Here is a 17,076-nt window from a genome sequence, read left to right as displayed (position 1 = left end):
CCCCGGACACCCCCACCATCGATACGCTCGTGGACGCCGCCAACGTCCTGGTGCCCCGTGCCGGGGCCGACGGCGGCGCCTGGACTGCCGCTGACACGCTCAAGAACGTCGTTCTCGCCGTCACCCTGCCGACCGGCGAACGCCAGATCGTCGTTATCGGCGTTCCGGGGGACCGCGGCGTCGACCTCAAACGCGTGGAAGCGAACATCGGATCCTTCCTGCCGATCGCCGGCGAAATCATCCTCGAGGCCGCCAACGAGGAAGACCTCAAGAAGCAGCCCCTCATCGTCAAGGGCTACCTCGGCCCCGGCTTGTCCCTGGACGCGCCGCTGCTGGGCACCGAGGGCGCCGCCAAGCTCCTCTACCTTGTGGATCCGCGCGTTGTCAGCGGCTCCGCCTGGGTCACCGGCGCCAATGAGGCCGGCAAGCATGTCTTCGGCCTGGTCGCCGGCCGCGACTTCGGCTGGGACGGCGTCATCGAGTGCACCGAGGTGCGCGCCGGCGACGAGGCCCCCGACGGCTCCGGCCCGCTGGAAACCGCACGTGGCATTGAAATGGGCCACATCTTCCAGCTGGGACGCAAGTACGCCGAGGCCCTGGAGCTGAAGGTCCTGGACCAGAACGGCAAGCAGGTTGTCGTCACGATGGGCTCCTACGGCGTCGGGGTCACCCGCGCCGTCGCGGCCCTGGCCGAGTCCAACCACGACGACAAGGGCCTCATCTGGCCGCGCGCCGTCGCCCCGGCCGATGTCCACGTGGTGGCTGTCGGCCGCGGCGAGGAAATCTTCGCCGCCGCGGAGAAGCTGTCCCTCGAGCTTGAGGCCGCCGGTCTCGACGTGATCTACGACGACCGCCCGAAGGTCTCCCCGGGCGTGAAGTTCGGCGATGCCGAACTCGTCGGTGTGCCGACCATCCTCGCCGTCGGGCGCGGTTTGGTGGACGGGGTCGTCGAGATCAAGGACCGCCGCAGCGGCAACGCCGAAAACATCGCCGTTGAGAAGGCTGTCGACTTTTGTGTCGACGCCGTCCGCAACAGCTGACGCCGCGCAGTCCTGGCAGTGGTCTCCGGACTCGAGTCGATCCAGCTCGGCACCGTCATCCTGATCGTCGTGGCGGGTCTGGCGGCCGGCTGGGTCGACGCCGTGGTCGGTGGCGGCGGACTGATCCAGCTGCCGGCGATGCTGCTGGTGCCGGGCATCAGCCCGGTGCAGGCGCTGGCCACCAACAAGATGGGGTCAATCTTCGGCACCACGACCAGTGCCGTCACGTACTACGGCCGGGTGCGGCCCGATCTGCGCACGGCCCTGCCTATGGCGGTGATCGCGATGGCGGGCAGCTACGGCGGTGCGGTGCTCGCGGCCAACCTCCCCGCGAGCGTGTTCAAACCGATCATCGTGGCCGCGCTGGTCGCCGTCGCGCTGTTTACCGCCTTCCGCCCCAGCGTGGGCGAGCTGACCAAGCTGCGCCACGAGGGGCACCGGCACTATGTGGTGGCGTGCCTGATCGGCGCGGTGATCGGTTTCTATGACGGCCTGATCGGCCCCGGCACCGGGTCCTTCCTCATCATCGCGCTCGTCTCGGCCATGGGTTACGCCTTCCTCGAAGCGAGCGCCAAGGCGAAAATCGTGAACATGGCCACCAACGCGGGCGCCTTGTTGTTCTTTGTGCCGCACGGTGCGGTGCTGTGGGGGCTCGGACTGGTCCTGGGCATGGCAAACATGGCCGGCGGGTACCTCGGCGCCCGCACGGCCGTCAAGCAGGGAAACAAGTTCATCCGTATCGTGTTCCTCGCCGTGGTCGGGGCGCTGATCGTCAAGCTGGGCTCGGACATCTGGCAGGACAGCCTCGCGTAGCAGCCGCTGGCTTGAGGTCAACCGGCGCACCCGTCCGGAGGGACTCCCCGGACGGAAGCCGCGGGCGTAGCATGCTGCTATGTCAGCTCCTGAAGAACGCTACAGCGATGCCCTGGCGGCCGCGGCCCGGCACGCGCGCCAGTGGCTTGAGAGCCAGGAAACGCGGCACGTGGGCCCGCGGGTGACCGCAGCGGACCTCGCCGCCGACTTCGGCGGTCCGCTGCCCCGGACCGGCATGCCGGCGGCGGAAGTCGTTGACTACCTGGCCACCAAGGCCGAACCAGGGCTGATGGCCATGCCCTCCGGACGGTTCTTCGGCTGGGTCATCGGCGGAACCCTGCCGGCCGCGCTGGCCGCGGACTGGCTGGTCAGCGCCTGGGACCAGAACGCCGGACTGCGCTTCGCCACTCCGGCGACGGCGGCGATCGAGGAGGCTGCCGGCGCGTGGCTGTTGGAGCTGCTGGGGCTTCCCCCGGAGTCCGACGTCGGCTTCGCCACCGGTGCGACGATGGCGAACTTCACCGGACTGGCCGCGGCACGGTGGCGCCTGCTCTCCGACGCCGGCTGGGACCTCGACGTCGACGGCCTCGCCGGTGCGCCGAAGATCCACTGCTTTGTGGGCCGCGAACGCCACGACACGATCGACCTCGGCCTGCGGTATCTGGGCCTGGGCAGGCCCACGGTCGTCCCGGCGGACCGGCAGGGCCGCATCGACCCGGCCGAGCTGGACGGCGCCCTGGACCGGGCCCTGGCCACTACATCGGGTAGTGCGTCGGGCGGTGAACTGGGAGGTGCGTCGGGCGGTGCTGGCGGGTCCGGGCCGGCCCCGCTGCTGGTCTGCCTGCAGGCCGGGAACCTGCATTCCGGTGCCTTTGATCCCTTCATGGAGGCAATCGCCGTCGCCAAAGCGCACGGAGCCTGGGTCCATGTGGATGGCGCGTTCGGACTGTGGGCCGCCGCCGTCCCCGAGCTTTCCGCCCTGACCGCCGGGCTGCAGGACGCCGATTCCTGGGGTACCGATGCGCACAAGACGCTCAACGTCCCCTACGACTGCGGCATCGCGGTGGTTCGTGACGCGCAGGCGCTGCGCTCCGCCATGGGGGTGCAGACGAGCTATCTGATCCACGACGCCGATGGCGCGGCAGACCCCTTTGAAAAGGTTCCCGAACTGTCCCGCCGGGCACGCGGGGTGCCGGTGTGGGCTGCGCTGAAATCACTGGGCCGGGACGGGGTCGCCGCCCAGGTCCGCGGGCTGGTGCAGCGGGCCCGGGAACTGGCCGAGAAACTGTCCGCGCTGGACGGCGTCGAGGTGCTCAACGATGTCGACTACACCCAGGTCTCCCTCGCCTTCGGCGACGACGCCACTACCCGCGCGGTAACGGCACGGATCATCGCTGACGGCCGGGTCTGGATGTCCGGTTCGCGCTGGCAGGACCGCGCTATCCTGCGGATCTCCGTCAGCAACTGGAGCACGGACGACGCCGACGTGGCAGTCGCCGTCGCCGCTGTCAGGGACGCCGTGGCGGCGGTCCGCGGGCGCCCGAGCTAGCTGAAAGCCTGCCCCGGCGCCGGCAACGCGTGCGGCGCGGGAAGATCCGGCAGGGTCCGGCCGGCGAGCGTGCTGGCCACCCAGAGCGAACGGGAGAGGTCGCCTTCGTGGCGAGGCCGTGAGGCATAGTCGAGAGCGTTCTTCACCTCGCGGGCCAGGCTCCACTGCCGGGCGACCTCGGCGTCGAGGCCGGCGGCGAGGCTGAAGTCGCGGCAGCGCTCCCGCAGGCCCTGTTCCGGGTCGGACCGGGACAGCTCAGGGATCCGGTTCCACAGCAGGGGGGCCACCGAAAATTCCGCCTCGCCGATCATGGGTTGCGGATCGATCGCGGCCCACCCATCGGCCCAGCCATCGGTCCAGCCAGCGTCCGTTCCGCGGCCACCGGCGTCCGGTTCCTCGCGGCGGAACCGGGCCAGGATGTTCAGGTAGTGCAGGTCCGTGTGGACCAGCACATCCCGGCCGGAGCGGCGGCCCACGGTCCCACGGGTCTGGCAGACCTCCAGCGCGGCTTCCAACAGCCAGCGCGGGAAGGGCCGGCCCAGTTGTTCCCAGCTCTCCGGCAGCTCATCGCTCCACTGTTCGGCCCGGGCCGCCACATGGCTGAATTCGTGCCATTCCGGCCGGCCGTCCGGGACCAGGCCCAGCCGGCGAACCAGCGCGCCCCACACTGGAACCGCCACATCCATGGGCTCGTCCTGGAGGGTGCGGGCGGCGTCCAGGCGCTCCAGTAGGAGCGCGCCGGCAGCGGCGTTACTGGCCAGCATCCGGACTGCCCCGTGCCCGCTCCAGAGGGCCAGGGCGTGAGGTTCCATCAGGGCTTCATCGTGCGGATAGGCAAGTTTCAGGACGGCGGCCGCGCCGGCGTCCTCGGTGGCGCTGTCGTCGGCGCTGCTGCGGGTGCTGGTCCGCGTGCAGCTGCTGGCGTTGGAGCGATGGCGCACCGGGACCACGATGGCCCCGTGGCCGCTCCCCGGCAGCGCGCCGGGAGGGAGGTCAAGCTCGAGCTGCCACTGGTCCATGCAGTGCTGGAACCGCCCGGGGAGCGACGCCAGCCAGTCACGGCCGGCCTTGCTGCCCCTGTAGCGGCGGCTGAGGTCGGGCGGGATCGGGACGTCTCCGGGCTGGCTCATCGGATCCAGCGTAGTTGCGGTTATCAGGCGGTGATGCCGCTGGCACCGAGCCAGCTGCCGATCAGGAAGGTCGCGATCAGTGCAGCAGCGCCGCCGATCACCACCCGGACGGCCGCCTTCCACTTCGAACCGCCACCGATCCAGGCGCCGATGGCACCGGTCAGGGCCAGGGCCACGAGTACCGCCACGAAGGTCAGCGGCACGCGGATGTTCTCCGGCGGGAGCAGGATGGCAAGCATCGGGAGGATCGCGCCGACCAGGAACGCCGCTGCGGAGGCGAAGGCGGCGTGCCATGGGCTGACGATGTCTGTCTCGTCAATGTGCAGTTCCGCGGACAGATGGGCGGCAAGGGCGTCATGAGCGGTGAGTTCCAAGGCCACGGTGCGCGCGGTATCGGAGCTCAGGCCCTTGCCCTGATAGATGGCAGCGAGTTCCTCAAGTTCCTCCTCGGGCTGTTCTGCCAGTTCCCGGCGTTCCTTCTCGATCAGCGCCTGCTGGCTGTCCTTCTGGCTGCTCACGGAGACGTATTCGCCCAGGGCCATCGAGATGGCGCCACCCACGACGCCCGCGGCACCGGCGATGAGGATGGGGCCGGAGTCCGTCGTGACGCCGGCGACGCCAACCACAATCGCGGCCACGGAGACGATGCCGTCGTTGGCGCCCAGCACGCCCGCGCGGAGCCAATTGAGGCGGTGCGCAATGTCGTTGTGGTGGGGCTCATTCGCATGCTGCGTGGGGGCTGCTTGACTGTCCATGCCTACAGCAAAGCACCGCCGCCGCCGCCCCACCAGTATTACGAGCCTAAGTAAGCCGCGGCTTCCCCTCCCGCAGCCCCCACGCGGGTGGCCAGCGGTGGCACTTTGCTACGTCCTCGCCACCGCGGTTTCCAGGCCTGGACCTCGTCTGGACCTCGTCGGGGTGGCGCAGCCCCGGACGATGGACGGCCGCGGGCAGGAACAGGAGGGCGTATGAGGCCGTCGCCGGGACGGAGGGGGCGGTGGAGGGTCTAGGGAATCTCGGGGAAGGTGTCCGCGTCCGCTGTCAGGCCCGGAAGCGCCCCGGCGTCGGCACCCCACAACGCGGACCGGCGGGCGGCGCCGACAAGGCCGGAGATCGCCCACTGACGGGTCTCGCCGTCGCTCAGCGCCACCAAGTCGCCGTAAACAGGCAGTGCCGAAGCCTCCAGCCCGCCAAGGCCGGCCGAGGGTGAGGCCAGGAAGCCAGGCGCCATTGTGTATCCGGCTTCCCGTGGCGGAATCGGGGCGCAGTGCATCCTGCTCAGTGCCTCGGCGCCGGTGGCGAGGGCCTCATGCCGGGCGAGCAGCTCCGACGCCGGCGCGGCCGCCTCGCCGCCCAGCCGGGTCAGCGCCACCTGGTAGCCGTATACGGTTTCCAGTTCGGTCTCCACGGTCGCCGCCAGGGCTGCGGGGAGGGAAGGCGGGGCAGGGTCCTTGCCGGCTGAAGCACCCCCGGGGGAGGGCGACGGCGATGCCGACGCGCTCGGGCACAGCCCGGACAGCTGAGGTGCGGCCGGGTCGGGCACAGCGGGGGCGGGAGCCCCTGCCGCAGTGGCGAGGGCGGAGGCCTGAAGCAGCTGGGCGGTTCCGACGGCGGCAAGCAGCCGGGCCATCCCGCCGTCGGCCACGGCAGCGTCGGCGAGCCGCTGCGAGGCGCTTGCCGCCAGCGCCGTTGCCAGTGCGGCCGCGGAAGCGGGAGCAGCCGCGGAGGAGGCGGGCCCGGACGCGGGGGCGGCCACGAAGGCAGACCCGGCCGTAGCCGGGGACCCGGACGCGGACCCAGCCGGAGGGGCAGTCGAAGTGGTGACGGTGCCGGTCCGCTGGGAAGCGCCAGGTTCCTCCAGGCCGGGGACCAGGAGCGCCCGCGCCTGGCTTGTCAGCAAACTCACAGTGCGCGCCACGGCAGGCTGCCCGTCGGCGGAGGGGGACTGGCCGAGTTGCTCGCCGGCAGCCCGCAGCCGCATGGTTTCAGCCAGTGCGGCGGATCTCGCCTGTTCGGAAAACAGCGGTTCGGCGGGCTCCTCGGGGCTTTGGGGACTCAGGGCCACGCCGAGGCTGACGACCACAAGGCCAAGGCAGGCCAGGAGCGAGATGCGGGGAAGGAGCCCCCGGCGCCGCTTTTCCCTGCTGTCGTCTTTCACAACAGACCATGTTGTCATGCCGGCCGGGAACTCGGTGCACCACGGCGCCCGGAAAATCGCTAGGCTAGTACACACAACATCATCTAGCGGGAGGCGGCCGGCATCATGACCAACGCAGAAGCCACGACTTCGACAGTCCGGACCGGGACGGGTAGGGCTGACGCCGCACCCGCTCACAACTTTGAGGCCGAGCGGCTGCATGCCCTCCTTGAGCCCGAGGTCCTGGCAAACCGGCTGTACCTGGAGGACGTTTCCATTCACGTCGCAGGAGCCAACCGGGTGGTCCACGTGGTGGTGGACCTGCCGCAGGAGGAGACGGGCGGCGTTGGTCTCGACGTCATCTCCGAGATCTCCCAGACCCTCTCCGACATCCTGGACAACGATCCCAGCACCGACGCACGCCCTTACGAGCTTGAGGTTTCCTCGCCCGGCGTCGGCCGTCCCCTCACCGAAGAGCGGCACTGGCACCGCGCCCGCGGCCGGATGGTCAAGGTCAATGTCCTGCAGGGCGAGAATGTCACCGGCCGGGTCCAGTCCGTCGACGACGGCGGCGTCACCCTGATCCCGGAGATCACCGTAAAGAAGGGCATGAAGCCCAAGCAGGGCGAGCCCATCAAGCTTCCTTTCGACAAGATCCGTAGTGGAAAAGTCGAGATAGAGTTCAGCCACCTCGAAGAGGCCGGCCTGGAGAACGCACACAATGGACCTTCTGAGGAGGCCTAATGGATATTGACATGAGCGCACTGAGACTCCTGGAGCGTGAGCGTGAAATCCCGCTGGATCTCCTGATTCCGACGATCGAGCAGGCCCTGCTGGTGGCCTACCACAAGACGCCGGGAGCCTTCGAGAAGGCCCGCGCCGAGCTGGACCGCAAGAGCGGCCACGTGACCATCTGGGCCACCGAGATCGACGACGACGGCGCCCCCATCGGCGAATTCGAAGACACCCCCGCGGGCTTTGGCCGGATCGCGGCCAGCACGGCACGGCAGATCATCCTGCAGCGGCTGCGCGATGTTGAGGATGACAACGTCCTCGGCGAGTTCAAGGGCCGCGAGGGCGAGCTGGTGGCCGGAACCATCCAGCAGGGCAACAACCCGCACATGATCCAGGTCAACCTGGGCACGGTCGAGGCACTGCTGCCGCCGCCCGAGCAGGTGCCGGGGGAGAAGTACACCCACGGCAACCGGCTCCGCGCCTTCGTGATTGACGTGCACCGCGGTACCAAGGGTCCCTCCATCACGCTGTCCCGGTCGCACCCGGGTCTCGTGCGGAAGCTCTTCGAAATGGAAGTTCCGGAAATCGCGGACCGCTCCGTGGAAATCGTCGCCCTGGCCCGCGAAGCCGGGCACCGTACCAAGATGGCGGTCAAGGCCAACACCCCCGGCATCAACGCCAAGGGTGCCTGCATCGGTGAGATGGGCTCGCGCGTCCGGGCGGTCATGAACGAACTCAACGATGAAAAGATCGACATTGTCGACTACAGCGACGATCCGGCAACGTTCATCGCCAGCGCACTGTCCCCGTCACGGGTGAATTCGGTCACCATCACGGACGAGGCAACCCGCTCGGCCCGCGTTGTGGTGCCGGACTACCAGCTCTCCCTCGCGATCGGCAAGGAAGGCCAGAACGCCCGCCTTGCGGCCAAGCTCACCGGCTGGCGGATCGACATTGTCTCGGACGCCGCGGTCAGCCGCGACAAATAGGCTCCCGACGCCAGGGGCTCCAAACTCCAGGGGCCCTCGCCTTCAGGGGTCTGAGCAAGAGGAACCGCAACCAAAGGGCGCCGGTCCGGGCCCGCCCGTCAGCGTCCGTGTCCCCGCAAGTTCGGGGCCCGGGCGCTTGAGGGGCTAGAATAGACATGACCGCGCCTAACGGCCGGTATCCGCGTGTCCCCAACGCGTCCGGGTTTGAGTCCGGCGAAGGTGTTGATCACAACCCCTTTGCCAGACGGGCTCCGGAAGTCCGGGGACGGCAGATATGTACTGGCAGGAAGATACTCGTAAGTGGCACACGTGCAACACCTCGAGAGTCAACCGCAGCGTACCTGCATCGGATGCCGGAACAAGGGCCCGCGGTCGCAGCTTCTCCGGCTCGTCGCCGACGGCAGCGGTTCAACCGCCGTCGTACTGGATGACCGACGCCGGATGGCTGGCCGGGGTGCATGGCTGCACCCCAGCGACAAGTGCCTGGCACTGGCGGTCAAACGTCGGGCGTTCGGACGCGCCCTCAACGGCGCTACCGTAACAGCCGACGTCGAACGCCGGATCATGGCAGGCACGCAAGCCGTGGACACCCCGGTGGCCGCAGCAACAACCGTCCAACCTGAAAGCGGGTCAGAAAACTGATGGAAACCCGATGAGTTCCCAGCGATGAGTGCGCAACGATGACAAATTTGTTGCGCTCTGCAATGGACCTTTCAGCTGCACTCGCGGCGGAGGTCCGCAGTAAGAAGTAGACGGTTCGTGCCTGGCTCGGTGCGGACCGAGACAGGAGAAATGTGGCCAAGGTCCGCGTACATGAGCTTGCTAAAGAGCTCGGTATTACTTCCAAAGATGCAGTAACCAAACTGCAGGAACTGGGCGAATTCGTTCGCTCTGCCTCTTCCACCATTGAGGCCCCCGTTGTGAGGAAACTCCGCAACGCGTTCCCCGACGCAGCAGCAGCTTCGAAGTCCGAAGCGCCTGCGTCAGCACCCAAGACATCCGCCAGCCCCTCGGCAAACCGTCCGGCGCCCGCGCCGGCCCCGGCTGCCCCCAAAGCTGCGGAAACCAAGACTGAAGCTCCGGCACCGGCCGCGGCTGCTCCGGCACCCAGCGCCGCTCCGGCTGCTCCCGCCGCCCAGGCTCCGGCTGCACCGGCTGCTCCCGCCGCCCAGGCTCCGGCCGCGCCGTCCACGGGCGCCAAGCCCGGCGCACGCCCGGCACCCAAGGCAGAAGCCCCGGCTGCTCCGGCACGCCAGGGTGGCTCGGCACCCCGCCCGGGCGGTCCCCGTCCCGGCAACAACCCGTTCGCTACGTCCCAGGGCATGCCCCGGGGCCGCGGCGGCGACAACGATCGTCCCTCACGTCCGGGCAACAACCCGTTCGCTCCTTCCCAGGGCATGCCGCGTCCGGGCGGAAGCCGCACCGAGGGCGAACGCCCCGGCGGCCCGCGTCCCGCAGCAGGTGCTGGTGGTCCCCGTCCGGGTGCTCCCCGCACCGGCGGCGCTCCGGGTGCACGCCCGGGTGCTCCGCGTCCGGCCGGCGCAGCAGGCGCTGGCCGTCCGGCAGGGGCCGGCGGAAACCGTCCGACTCCCGGCATGATGCCTAACCGCACCGAACGTCCCGCACCCGCTGGTGCAGGCCGTCCCGGCGGCGGAGCCCGCGGCCCCGGCCGTCCGGGCGGCGCTCCAGGTACCGGTGCTCCCGGTGCCGGTGGCGGCGCTCCGGCCGGCGGTGGCTTCGGCAAGGGTGGCCGCGGTCGCGGTGGCACCCAGGGCGCCTTCGGTAAGGGCGGCGCAGGCCGTGGCAAGCAGCGCAAGTCGAAGCGTGCCAAGCGCCAGGAACTCGAGCAGATGAGTGCTCCGTCGCTGGGTGGCGTAAGTGTGCCCCGCGGCGACGGCAACACCGTAGTCCGGCTTCGCCGTGGCTCGTCCATCACGGACTTTGCCGACAAGATCGAGGCGAACCCCGCCGCACTGGTGACCGTCCTCTTCCACCTCGGCGAAATGGCTACCGCCACGCAGTCGCTGGATGAAGAGACCTTCGCCCTGCTGGGCGAGGAGCTTGGCTACAAGCTCCAGGTCGTGTCCCCGGAGGATGAGGAGCGCGAGCTGCTCTCCGGCTTCGACATCGACTTCGACGCCGAGCTGGAAGCCGAAGGCGATGAGGAACTCGAGGCACGTCCTCCGGTTGTCACCGTCATGGGTCACGTTGACCACGGTAAGACCCGCCTGCTCGATGCCATCCGCAAGTCCGACGTTATGGCGGGCGAGCACGGCGGCATCACACAGCACATCGGTGCTTACCAGGTCACCCACGCCCACGAAGGTACCGATCGCAAGATCACCTTCATCGATACTCCGGGCCACGAGGCGTTCACCGCCATGCGTGCCCGTGGTGCGAAGGTCACCGACATCGCCATCCTCGTGGTCGCAGCGGACGACGGCGTTATGCCGCAGACCGTTGAAGCCCTCAACCACGCGCAGGCGGCCAACGTGCCGATCGTCGTGGCCGTGAACAAGATCGACAAGGAAGGCGCCAACCCGGAAAAGGTCCGCGGCCAGCTGACCGAGTACGGACTGGTTCCGGAAGAGTATGGTGGCGACACCATGTTCGTGGAGGTCTCTGCCCGCCAGAACCTGAACATCGACGAGCTGCTCGAGGCCGTTCTGCTCACCGCAGACGCAGCCCTGGACATGCGCGCCAACCCGAACAAGGACGCCCGCGGTATCGCGATTGAAGCCAACCTGGACAAGGGTCGCGGTGCTGTTGCCACCGTCCTGGTTCAGTCCGGCACCCTGCACGTCGGCGACACCATCGTGGCAGGCACGGCCCATGGCCGCGTCCGTGCGATGTTCGACGACGACGGCAGCGCCCTGACCGAGGCCGGCCCGTCCCGCCCCGTGCAGGTACTGGGTCTGTCCAACGTCCCGCGCGCCGGCGACACCTTCTTTGTGACCGCCGACGAGCGCACTGCCCGCCAGATCGCCGAGAAGCGTGAAGCTGCGGACCGTAACGCCGCACTCGCCAAGCGCCGCAAGCGCATCAGCCTGGAAGACTTCGACCAGGCCGTCGCCGATGGCAAGATCGACACCCTTAACCTCATCCTCAAGGGTGACGTGTCCGGTGCCGTGGAAGCCCTCGAAGACGCGCTGCTCAAGATCGACGTCGGCGAAGGTGTCCAGCTCCGTGTTATCCACCGCGGTGTCGGTGCGATCACGCAGAACGACGTCAACCTGGCTACGGTCGACAGCGCCGTCATCATCGGCTTCAACGTCAAGCCCGCCGAGCGTGTTGCCGAACTGGCAGACCGCGAAGGCGTGGACATGCGCTTCTACTCCGTCATCTACGCAGCAATTGATGACATTGAGGCAGCCCTCAAGGGCATGCTCAAGCCGGAGTACGAAGAGGTCCAGCTTGGCACCGCCGAGGTCCGCGAAGTGTTCCGTTCCTCCAAGTTCGGCAACATTGCAGGCTCGATCGTTCGCTCGGGTGTTATCCGACGCAACGCGAAGGCCCGTGTCAGCCGCGACGGCAAGGTCATTGGTGACAACCTCACCGTTGAGACGCTCAAGCGCTTCAAGGACGACGCCACCGAGGTCCGCACGGACTTCGAGTGTGGTATCGGTCTTGGCTCGTTCAACGACATCAACGAAGGTGACATCATCGAGACCTTCGAGATGCGCGAAAAGCCGCGCGTCTAAGTCGGTTTAGCGTTACAAGGTGCGGGGCCGTTGGATTTTTCCGGCGGCCCCCACTTTTCCGCCGTAGAGGGGGCCCCGCCCCTACGCTGGGTGGCCAACGTCTTACGACGTCGGCCACCCAGCTCCGGCAGGCCCGATGCCACTCCCGGGCCCCCTCCACGGCTCCAAAGGGCCGCCGGAAGAATCCAACGGGAGTCCGTCGTAGACTCGCCTTAGGCGCGTGGAATGAAAACCCAACAGGTGTACGCCAGCCGCTAACGCGCCGTCGTACATCCAAATTTTTAGGAGTGGAAATGGCTGATCCCGCACGGGCTGCCAAGTTGGCGCAGCGGATTAAGGTTGTTGTTGCCGAGGCGCTGGGCCGGAGGGTCAAGGATCCCCGGCTTGAGGGCGTCACCGTTACCGATGCGCGTGTGACCAATGATCTTCAGCATGCCACGATCTACTACACCGTCTTCGGTGACCAGCTGGTCCAGGCCGAGGCTGCCAAGGGGCTTGAGAAGGCCAAGGGCGTGCTGCGTCAGGAAGTCGGGCGGAACATCACCGTCCGGCTGACCCCCACGCTGGAGTTCGTGGCGGACCAGATTCCGGTCAACGCCTCCAACCTGGAGGAACTGCTCCGGGCCGCCAAGAAGCGCGACGCCGAAGTGGCCGCACTTGCTGCCAGCGCCAAGCACGCCGGCGACGCAGACCCCTACAAGAGTGACATTCCGCAGGACGTGGAGCTCGACGAGGACGACTTCGACGAAGAGGACCTTGACCTCAGCACCGAGGACGACGTCGACGAGGACAGCAACAAGTAACCCAGCAACACACGACAGCAAGGAAATGGCCGGCCCCGCCAGGGGACCGGCCATTTCCGTCTGCCACCGGTGCCGTATGGTCAGCTGCGCGTGGCGTTGTCGTGCCGCCCGTCCCTGAGCCCCACGTACATGACCTGGCCGTCCGGCGGACCCTCCGGCCCGGGCAGGGCGTTGACCGTGGCGTAGAGGGTGTCCCCGCGCAGGTCCACGTCGGCGGCGAAACTTGCGGCGAGCACCACCGTCTGTTCACCCGAGTCCGGATCGATCCTGAGGACGCCTTCGCCGAACAGCGAGGCAACATACAGGGCGCCATGGTCGTCCAAAGCCAGCCCCGTGGGTGACATGATGTCGTCCGCCACCAGCTTCACCTCGCCGTCGTCAGGGTCCACCTTGAAGACTGCCCCACGGGGGCCGAGCGCCGGATCTTCCGGGCCGCCCGGGAGCGAGGTGACGTACAGCCAGCCGTCAGGCCCGACGGCGACGTCGGTCGGGACAGCCTCGAAGTCGTAGGTCGTTCCCACGACGCAGGCGGGCAGGCCGTTGGACGCGGCAGCTTCCGGGGTGATCTTGTAGGGCCGCGGCGGCAGCACAGCGACGGTCTCGGTCTTGCCGCTTCGGGCATCAACAGAAACCACACTGTTGGCCCCGGCATCGGCGACGTAGAAGGTGTGCTCCGTGACGGCGATGCCGTACGGGTGCGAATCAATTTCACCTGTGTAGCTGGCGGGCATATTTGCCGGCAGCTGGGCTTCGCAGCCTTCCGGCAGGTCACGGTAGCCGTACCGGGTCTGGCCGTCGGCGTTGTCTTCCGTTTCCAGGGCGGCGAAGTCGCCGAGAGTCCGCTGGTGCCCCTCGTCGTCGATGATACGGATGTGGCCGGCCAGTTCTGCCGGATCGGGTCCGGCGCCCTGGCTCTCCAGCAAGTACGTCGTCCCATCCCGCTGGGCGTTGCCCGCGACGCTCCAGTCCGGGGTTTCGTAGAGGACAACCTGGTTCCCGTCGGAATCGACCCGGGTCAGCCGGCCGGCGAACGACTCGCTCACCGTGACCGAGCCGTGGCGGCCGGCGCTGACATGCAGCGGGCCGACCAGCCTGCCGGTGAGTACAACGGGTGCCTTGTCTCCGGCGTCCCCGGCTGAGGCACCGCCGGGAGCCGCGCCGGGGGTTGCGCCGGCAGCCGTCGTCCCGGCCGAGAGGAACACGGCTGCGGTGGCGGCCGTGGCTAGCAATGACAAACTCTTTCTCATGGTTGGCTCCCGTGGCGAGTGATGAAGTATCCACACCGTTGAGACCGTTGAGACCATCGCAGGGGCAGCCGGAAAATGCACGGCGGGCCCCTAGTGCGGATAGTAGGCCTTCGAGGTTGCAATGTCGATGCCCCCGCGGCCAACACGGACCTTCCCCCCGGCCGGCGGCCCTGCTGGCTATGATCGGACCATGGCCACCGCACCCTCGACTGCCGAAATCAACCGCTTCCTGGACCAGGCCATCCGGCTCGCCGCCGCAAATGTGGCCGCGGGCGGCGGACCGTTCGGGGCGCTCGTCGTGACTCCCGACGGGCAGACCCATGAGGGGGTCAACCATGTCACACGGGACAACGACCCCACAGCCCACGCCGAAGTGGTGGCCATCCGCACGGCCGCGGCCGCGTCCGCCAATTTCGATCTCAGCGGGGCCGTCCTCTATGCCAGCTGCGAACCATGCCCGCTGTGCCTCGCTGCCGCCCTGTGGGCCCGCGTGGACCGGGTCTACTTCGCCGCGGACCGCCACGCGGCCGCAGCCGCCGGCTTCGACGACGCACTGTTCTATGAATACTTCGACGGGACCCGGCCGGAACTGATGCCGGTGCGTCAAACCGCCGTCCCGGCGTCGGACGTACCCTTCCAGGCCTGGCGAAGCAACCCGGACCGCATTGAATACTGAAGCCGTCCAAGTGCGGGCCGGGGGTCTTTGGACTCTAGGCTGGCCCCGCGCGGGGGCGTCACATGGAACCATGACTGCGGGCACTCGGGAAGGCGGCGGACCGTGCGCTCCAGCCTGATCACCTGCCCCCACTGCGGGAAGACCAAACGGATTCCGACGGCGGCCTCCGGCCACCCGCGCTGCGGCAACTGCCGCAAGGACCTGCCCTGGATTGTCGACGCCGGGGACGCGGACTTCGCCGAAATCGCCGAGCAGTCGTCCACTCCGGCCCTGATCGACTTCTGGGCAGCCTGGTGTGGGCCCTGCCGCATGGTCAGCCCTGTTCTGGACAAGCTGGCCCAGGAACGCGCCGGCCGGGTCAAACTCGTGAAGGTCGACGTCGACAAGTCGCCCTCGCTCTCACGGCGCTTCGACATCCAGGCCATTCCGACCATGCTGTTGATCCGGGACGGCAAGGTGGTGGCCCGGCAGGCGGGCGCTCCGCCAGCCGCGGCCCTGCGCCAATGGCTCGACGGCGCTTTGGCGGCCGGCAAGCCCTGACCGTCCCTCCGGCGAGATGAGGAAGCAATGACCGAAATACTGCGCTACGAAGTGGGTTCCGGGACTGTGCTGGTCGAGGTCGCGGACAGCAGCTTCGGCGTCGAACGCCCCGCGCGGAATGAGCAGGGGATCACGGACGCCGGGCGGAGGCTGGAGGATGCCCTCGCAGCCATCCGGCCTGCGGCCAACGCGGCGGCGGAGGTCCTGAAGGAAATAGGCGCGGAGCACCTGGAGCTTCAGTTCGGCGTGAAGCTGGCCGGGGACGCGGGGGCCATCATCGCGCAGAACTGCTCCGAGGCCCACTTCGTCGTCAAGCTGTCCTTCTCCCACGCGCCCACGCAGCAACTGCCTCCGGAGGACGAGATTATGCTGTGAGGCGGGGCCGGTTCCGTCCGCGGGCCGGGTGCGGTCAGCGGCGCCTGCTCCGTGCGCCCCTGGCGCCCAGGCCACCCAGGAAGGGCGATCCCACGCCCAGCAGGAAACCAAAGTCGTACCAGTTACCGGCGCGTGCCGAGTTGTAGAACGGAAACTCACTCCACTGCCCGAAGACGTGGACGATCAACACAATCCACGCCGTGAGCCCGTTCCAGATGCCCCACAATAAGTCCTGCCACCACATGTCTGCCTCCCTGACCGAACCCCTCACCACCAGTCCCGGAACTCCACGCCCGGGGCCGCACGCGGAATTGCACGCGATGCGCTCAGGTTAGGTGTTGCCGTGCCTCGGCGGTAGGGGACAGGGACCCGGAAAGCTCAGCGGTCAGCTGGCCGGGCCGGAATCCGGCCGAGGCCTTCCACCAGATCAGCCTGGCTGCTGCAGAGGGCAATCCGGATCCAGCCCTCGCCGATCGAGCCGAACGCGGTGCCCGGGGCAAAGGCCACTCCCGAATCGGCCAGGAAACGCCGGACCCAGGAGCGGACGTCCCCGCCGCTGACATGGGACACATCGGCCCAAAGGTAGAAGGCCCCCTGCGCCGTGAGGTACGGGATGCCCCTGGATGACAGGACCGCCGAGGCAGCATCCCGGTTGGCCCGGTAGTGCGCGTGGGCGTGGCTGACGTAGTCCTGCGGGCCCGTCAGCGCAGCCAGCGCCGCGTACTGCGAGGGCGAGGCGACGCAGGAGACAATCGCCTCCATCACGTTGTTCATCCTCTGTTCCAGTCCCGGCGGGCAGATCAGTGCCCCGATCCGCAGCCCGGTCAGGCCGTAGGTCTTGGAGAGCGTGAGCGAGGTGAACACGCGGGCTTCGCCCGGGACATCGCTGTCAAAGCGGGCCGGGCTCACGTGGGGAACATCGTAGGTGAACGCCTCGTAGCACTCGTCGGAGATGATCCAGAGATCGTGGCGCCGGGCGAGCTCCACGAGGCTGCGGGTGAGCTCCTCGCCCAGCACGGCGCCCAGCGGGTTGGACGGCGAATTGAGGATCAGTACCTTGGTTCGCGGTGTGATGAGCCCCTCGATGTCCTGGATCCGGGGCTGGAAGTCATGCTCCGGATACAGCGGGTACCGCACGGGGACAGCGTGCAGCAGGCTGCTGGTCATCGCGAAGGTGGGATAGCCGGGGTTGGGGATCAGGATTTCGTCGCCGGGGGAGAGCAGCAGGCTCATCGCGAAGTGCAGGCCCTGCTGGGCGCCGTCGACCACGTAAACGCGGTCCGCTGCCACCGGTGTCGCGTTGTGCTCCCGGAACCTGGCCGCGAAGGCCTCACGCAGGGC

Annotated in this window: 17 protein-coding genes; 11 read left to right on the top strand and 6 right to left on the bottom strand. The window is 68.3% G+C overall.

Annotated elements, in window-relative coordinates; genetic code table 11:
• The 3 genes from BJQ90_RS22140 to BJQ90_RS22130 form a co-directional block, all read left to right on the top strand.
• A partial coding sequence (locus tag BJQ90_RS22140) for a His/Gly/Thr/Pro-type tRNA ligase C-terminal domain-containing protein (protein ID WP_264197548.1) occupies positions 1 to 1,040 on the top strand: 1,040 nt, incomplete at its 5' end.
• A gap of 18 nt (positions 1,041 to 1,058) precedes the next feature.
• Positions 1,059 to 1,853, top strand: a complete 795-nt coding sequence (locus BJQ90_RS22135) for a sulfite exporter TauE/SafE family protein (protein ID WP_226762329.1) — start codon at positions 1,059 to 1,061, stop codon at positions 1,851 to 1,853.
• A 79-nt stretch (positions 1,854 to 1,932) separates the two neighbouring features.
• Positions 1,933 to 3,402 (top strand): pyridoxal phosphate-dependent decarboxylase family protein, encoded by a 1,470-nt coding sequence (locus BJQ90_RS22130; protein ID WP_226762328.1) that lies wholly within the window; start codon positions 1,933 to 1,935, stop codon positions 3,400 to 3,402.
• Here BJQ90_RS22130 and BJQ90_RS22125 read toward each other — a convergent pair.
• The 3 genes from BJQ90_RS22125 to BJQ90_RS22115 all read right to left on the bottom strand — a co-directional run bounded on the left by BJQ90_RS22125 (position 3,399) and on the right by BJQ90_RS22115 (position 6,708).
• The gene (locus BJQ90_RS22125) at positions 3,399 to 4,532 is read right to left on the bottom strand and encodes an aminoglycoside phosphotransferase family protein (RefSeq protein ID WP_226762327.1); all 1,134 of its coding nucleotides are present in this window, start codon (positions 4,530 to 4,532) and stop codon (positions 3,399 to 3,401) included. The two genes, BJQ90_RS22130 and BJQ90_RS22125, sit on opposite strands and share 4 nt — an antisense overlap.
• Before the next feature lie 23 nt (positions 4,533 to 4,555).
• Positions 4,556 to 5,287, bottom strand: coding sequence for a VIT family protein (locus BJQ90_RS22120; protein ID WP_226762326.1), 732 nt, complete (start codon positions 5,285 to 5,287; stop codon positions 4,556 to 4,558).
• Positions 5,288 to 5,538: 251 nt separating this feature from the next.
• Complete coding sequence (locus BJQ90_RS22115) at positions 5,539 to 6,708, bottom strand: ferritin-like domain-containing protein (protein WP_226762325.1); 1,170 nt, start codon at positions 6,706 to 6,708, stop codon at positions 5,539 to 5,541.
• A gap of 87 nt (positions 6,709 to 6,795) precedes the next feature.
• Between BJQ90_RS22115 and rimP the strand changes: the two genes are divergently transcribed.
• The 5 genes from rimP (at position 6,796) to rbfA (ending at position 12,897) form a co-directional block, all read left to right on the top strand.
• Positions 6,796 to 7,413 (top strand): ribosome maturation factor RimP, encoded by a 618-nt coding sequence (gene rimP, locus BJQ90_RS22110; protein ID WP_226762324.1) that lies wholly within the window; start codon positions 6,796 to 6,798, stop codon positions 7,411 to 7,413.
• Positions 7,413 to 8,393 carry a transcription termination factor NusA gene (gene nusA, locus BJQ90_RS22105; protein WP_226762323.1) on the top strand — a complete coding sequence of 327 codons (981 nt, stop codon included), beginning with the start codon at positions 7,413 to 7,415 and terminating at the stop codon, positions 8,391 to 8,393. The genes rimP and nusA overlap by 1 nt, the downstream gene beginning before the upstream one ends.
• A gap of 300 nt (positions 8,394 to 8,693) precedes the next feature.
• Positions 8,694 to 9,035 (top strand): YlxR family protein, encoded by a 342-nt coding sequence (locus BJQ90_RS22100; RefSeq protein WP_226762322.1) that lies wholly within the window; start codon positions 8,694 to 8,696, stop codon positions 9,033 to 9,035.
• Positions 9,036 to 9,187: 152 nt separating this feature from the next.
• The gene (infB, locus tag BJQ90_RS22095; RefSeq protein ID WP_226762321.1) at positions 9,188 to 12,094 is read left to right on the top strand and encodes a translation initiation factor IF-2; all 2,907 of its coding nucleotides are present in this window, start codon (positions 9,188 to 9,190) and stop codon (positions 12,092 to 12,094) included.
• A 293-nt stretch (positions 12,095 to 12,387) separates the two neighbouring features.
• Positions 12,388 to 12,897 (top strand): 30S ribosome-binding factor RbfA, encoded by a 510-nt coding sequence (gene rbfA / locus BJQ90_RS22090; RefSeq protein WP_226762320.1) that lies wholly within the window; start codon positions 12,388 to 12,390, stop codon positions 12,895 to 12,897.
• A gap of 80 nt (positions 12,898 to 12,977) precedes the next feature.
• Here rbfA and BJQ90_RS22085 read toward each other — a convergent pair whose 3' ends face one another.
• Positions 12,978 to 14,144 (bottom strand): ScyD/ScyE family protein, encoded by a 1,167-nt coding sequence (locus BJQ90_RS22085; protein ID WP_226762319.1) that lies wholly within the window; start codon positions 14,142 to 14,144, stop codon positions 12,978 to 12,980.
• Between the two features lie 190 nt (positions 14,145 to 14,334).
• Between BJQ90_RS22085 and BJQ90_RS22080 the strand changes: the two genes are divergently transcribed.
• The 3 genes from BJQ90_RS22080 (at position 14,335) to BJQ90_RS22070 (ending at position 15,735) form a co-directional block, all read left to right on the top strand.
• A complete protein-coding gene (locus BJQ90_RS22080; protein WP_226762318.1) occupies positions 14,335 to 14,820 on the top strand; it encodes a nucleoside deaminase in 486 nt (161 codons plus the stop codon).
• A 102-nt stretch (positions 14,821 to 14,922) separates the two neighbouring features.
• Entirely contained in the window at positions 14,923 to 15,360 is a 438-nt protein-coding gene (trxA, locus tag BJQ90_RS22075) for a thioredoxin (RefSeq protein ID WP_226762317.1), read from the top strand.
• Between the two features lie 27 nt (positions 15,361 to 15,387).
• A complete protein-coding gene (locus BJQ90_RS22070; RefSeq protein WP_226762316.1) occupies positions 15,388 to 15,735 on the top strand; it encodes a CU044_2847 family protein in 348 nt (115 codons plus the stop codon).
• Positions 15,736 to 15,769: 34 nt separating this feature from the next.
• Here the strand turns inward: BJQ90_RS22070 and BJQ90_RS22065 are convergent, their stop codons facing one another.
• Positions 15,770 to 15,979 (bottom strand): hypothetical protein, encoded by a 210-nt coding sequence (locus tag BJQ90_RS22065; protein ID WP_226762315.1) that lies wholly within the window; start codon positions 15,977 to 15,979, stop codon positions 15,770 to 15,772.
• A 134-nt stretch (positions 15,980 to 16,113) separates the two neighbouring features.
• A partial coding sequence (locus tag BJQ90_RS22060; RefSeq protein WP_226762314.1) for a pyridoxal phosphate-dependent aminotransferase occupies positions 16,114 to 17,076 on the bottom strand: 963 nt, incomplete at its 5' end.

It is taken from the genome of Arthrobacter sp. SO3 (assembly GCF_020532825.1).
GTDB lineage: Bacteria > Actinomycetota > Actinomycetes > Actinomycetales > Micrococcaceae > Arthrobacter.
Note: the sequence above shows the minus strand (reverse complement) of the source record. Positions and strands in the feature narration are given on the sequence as shown.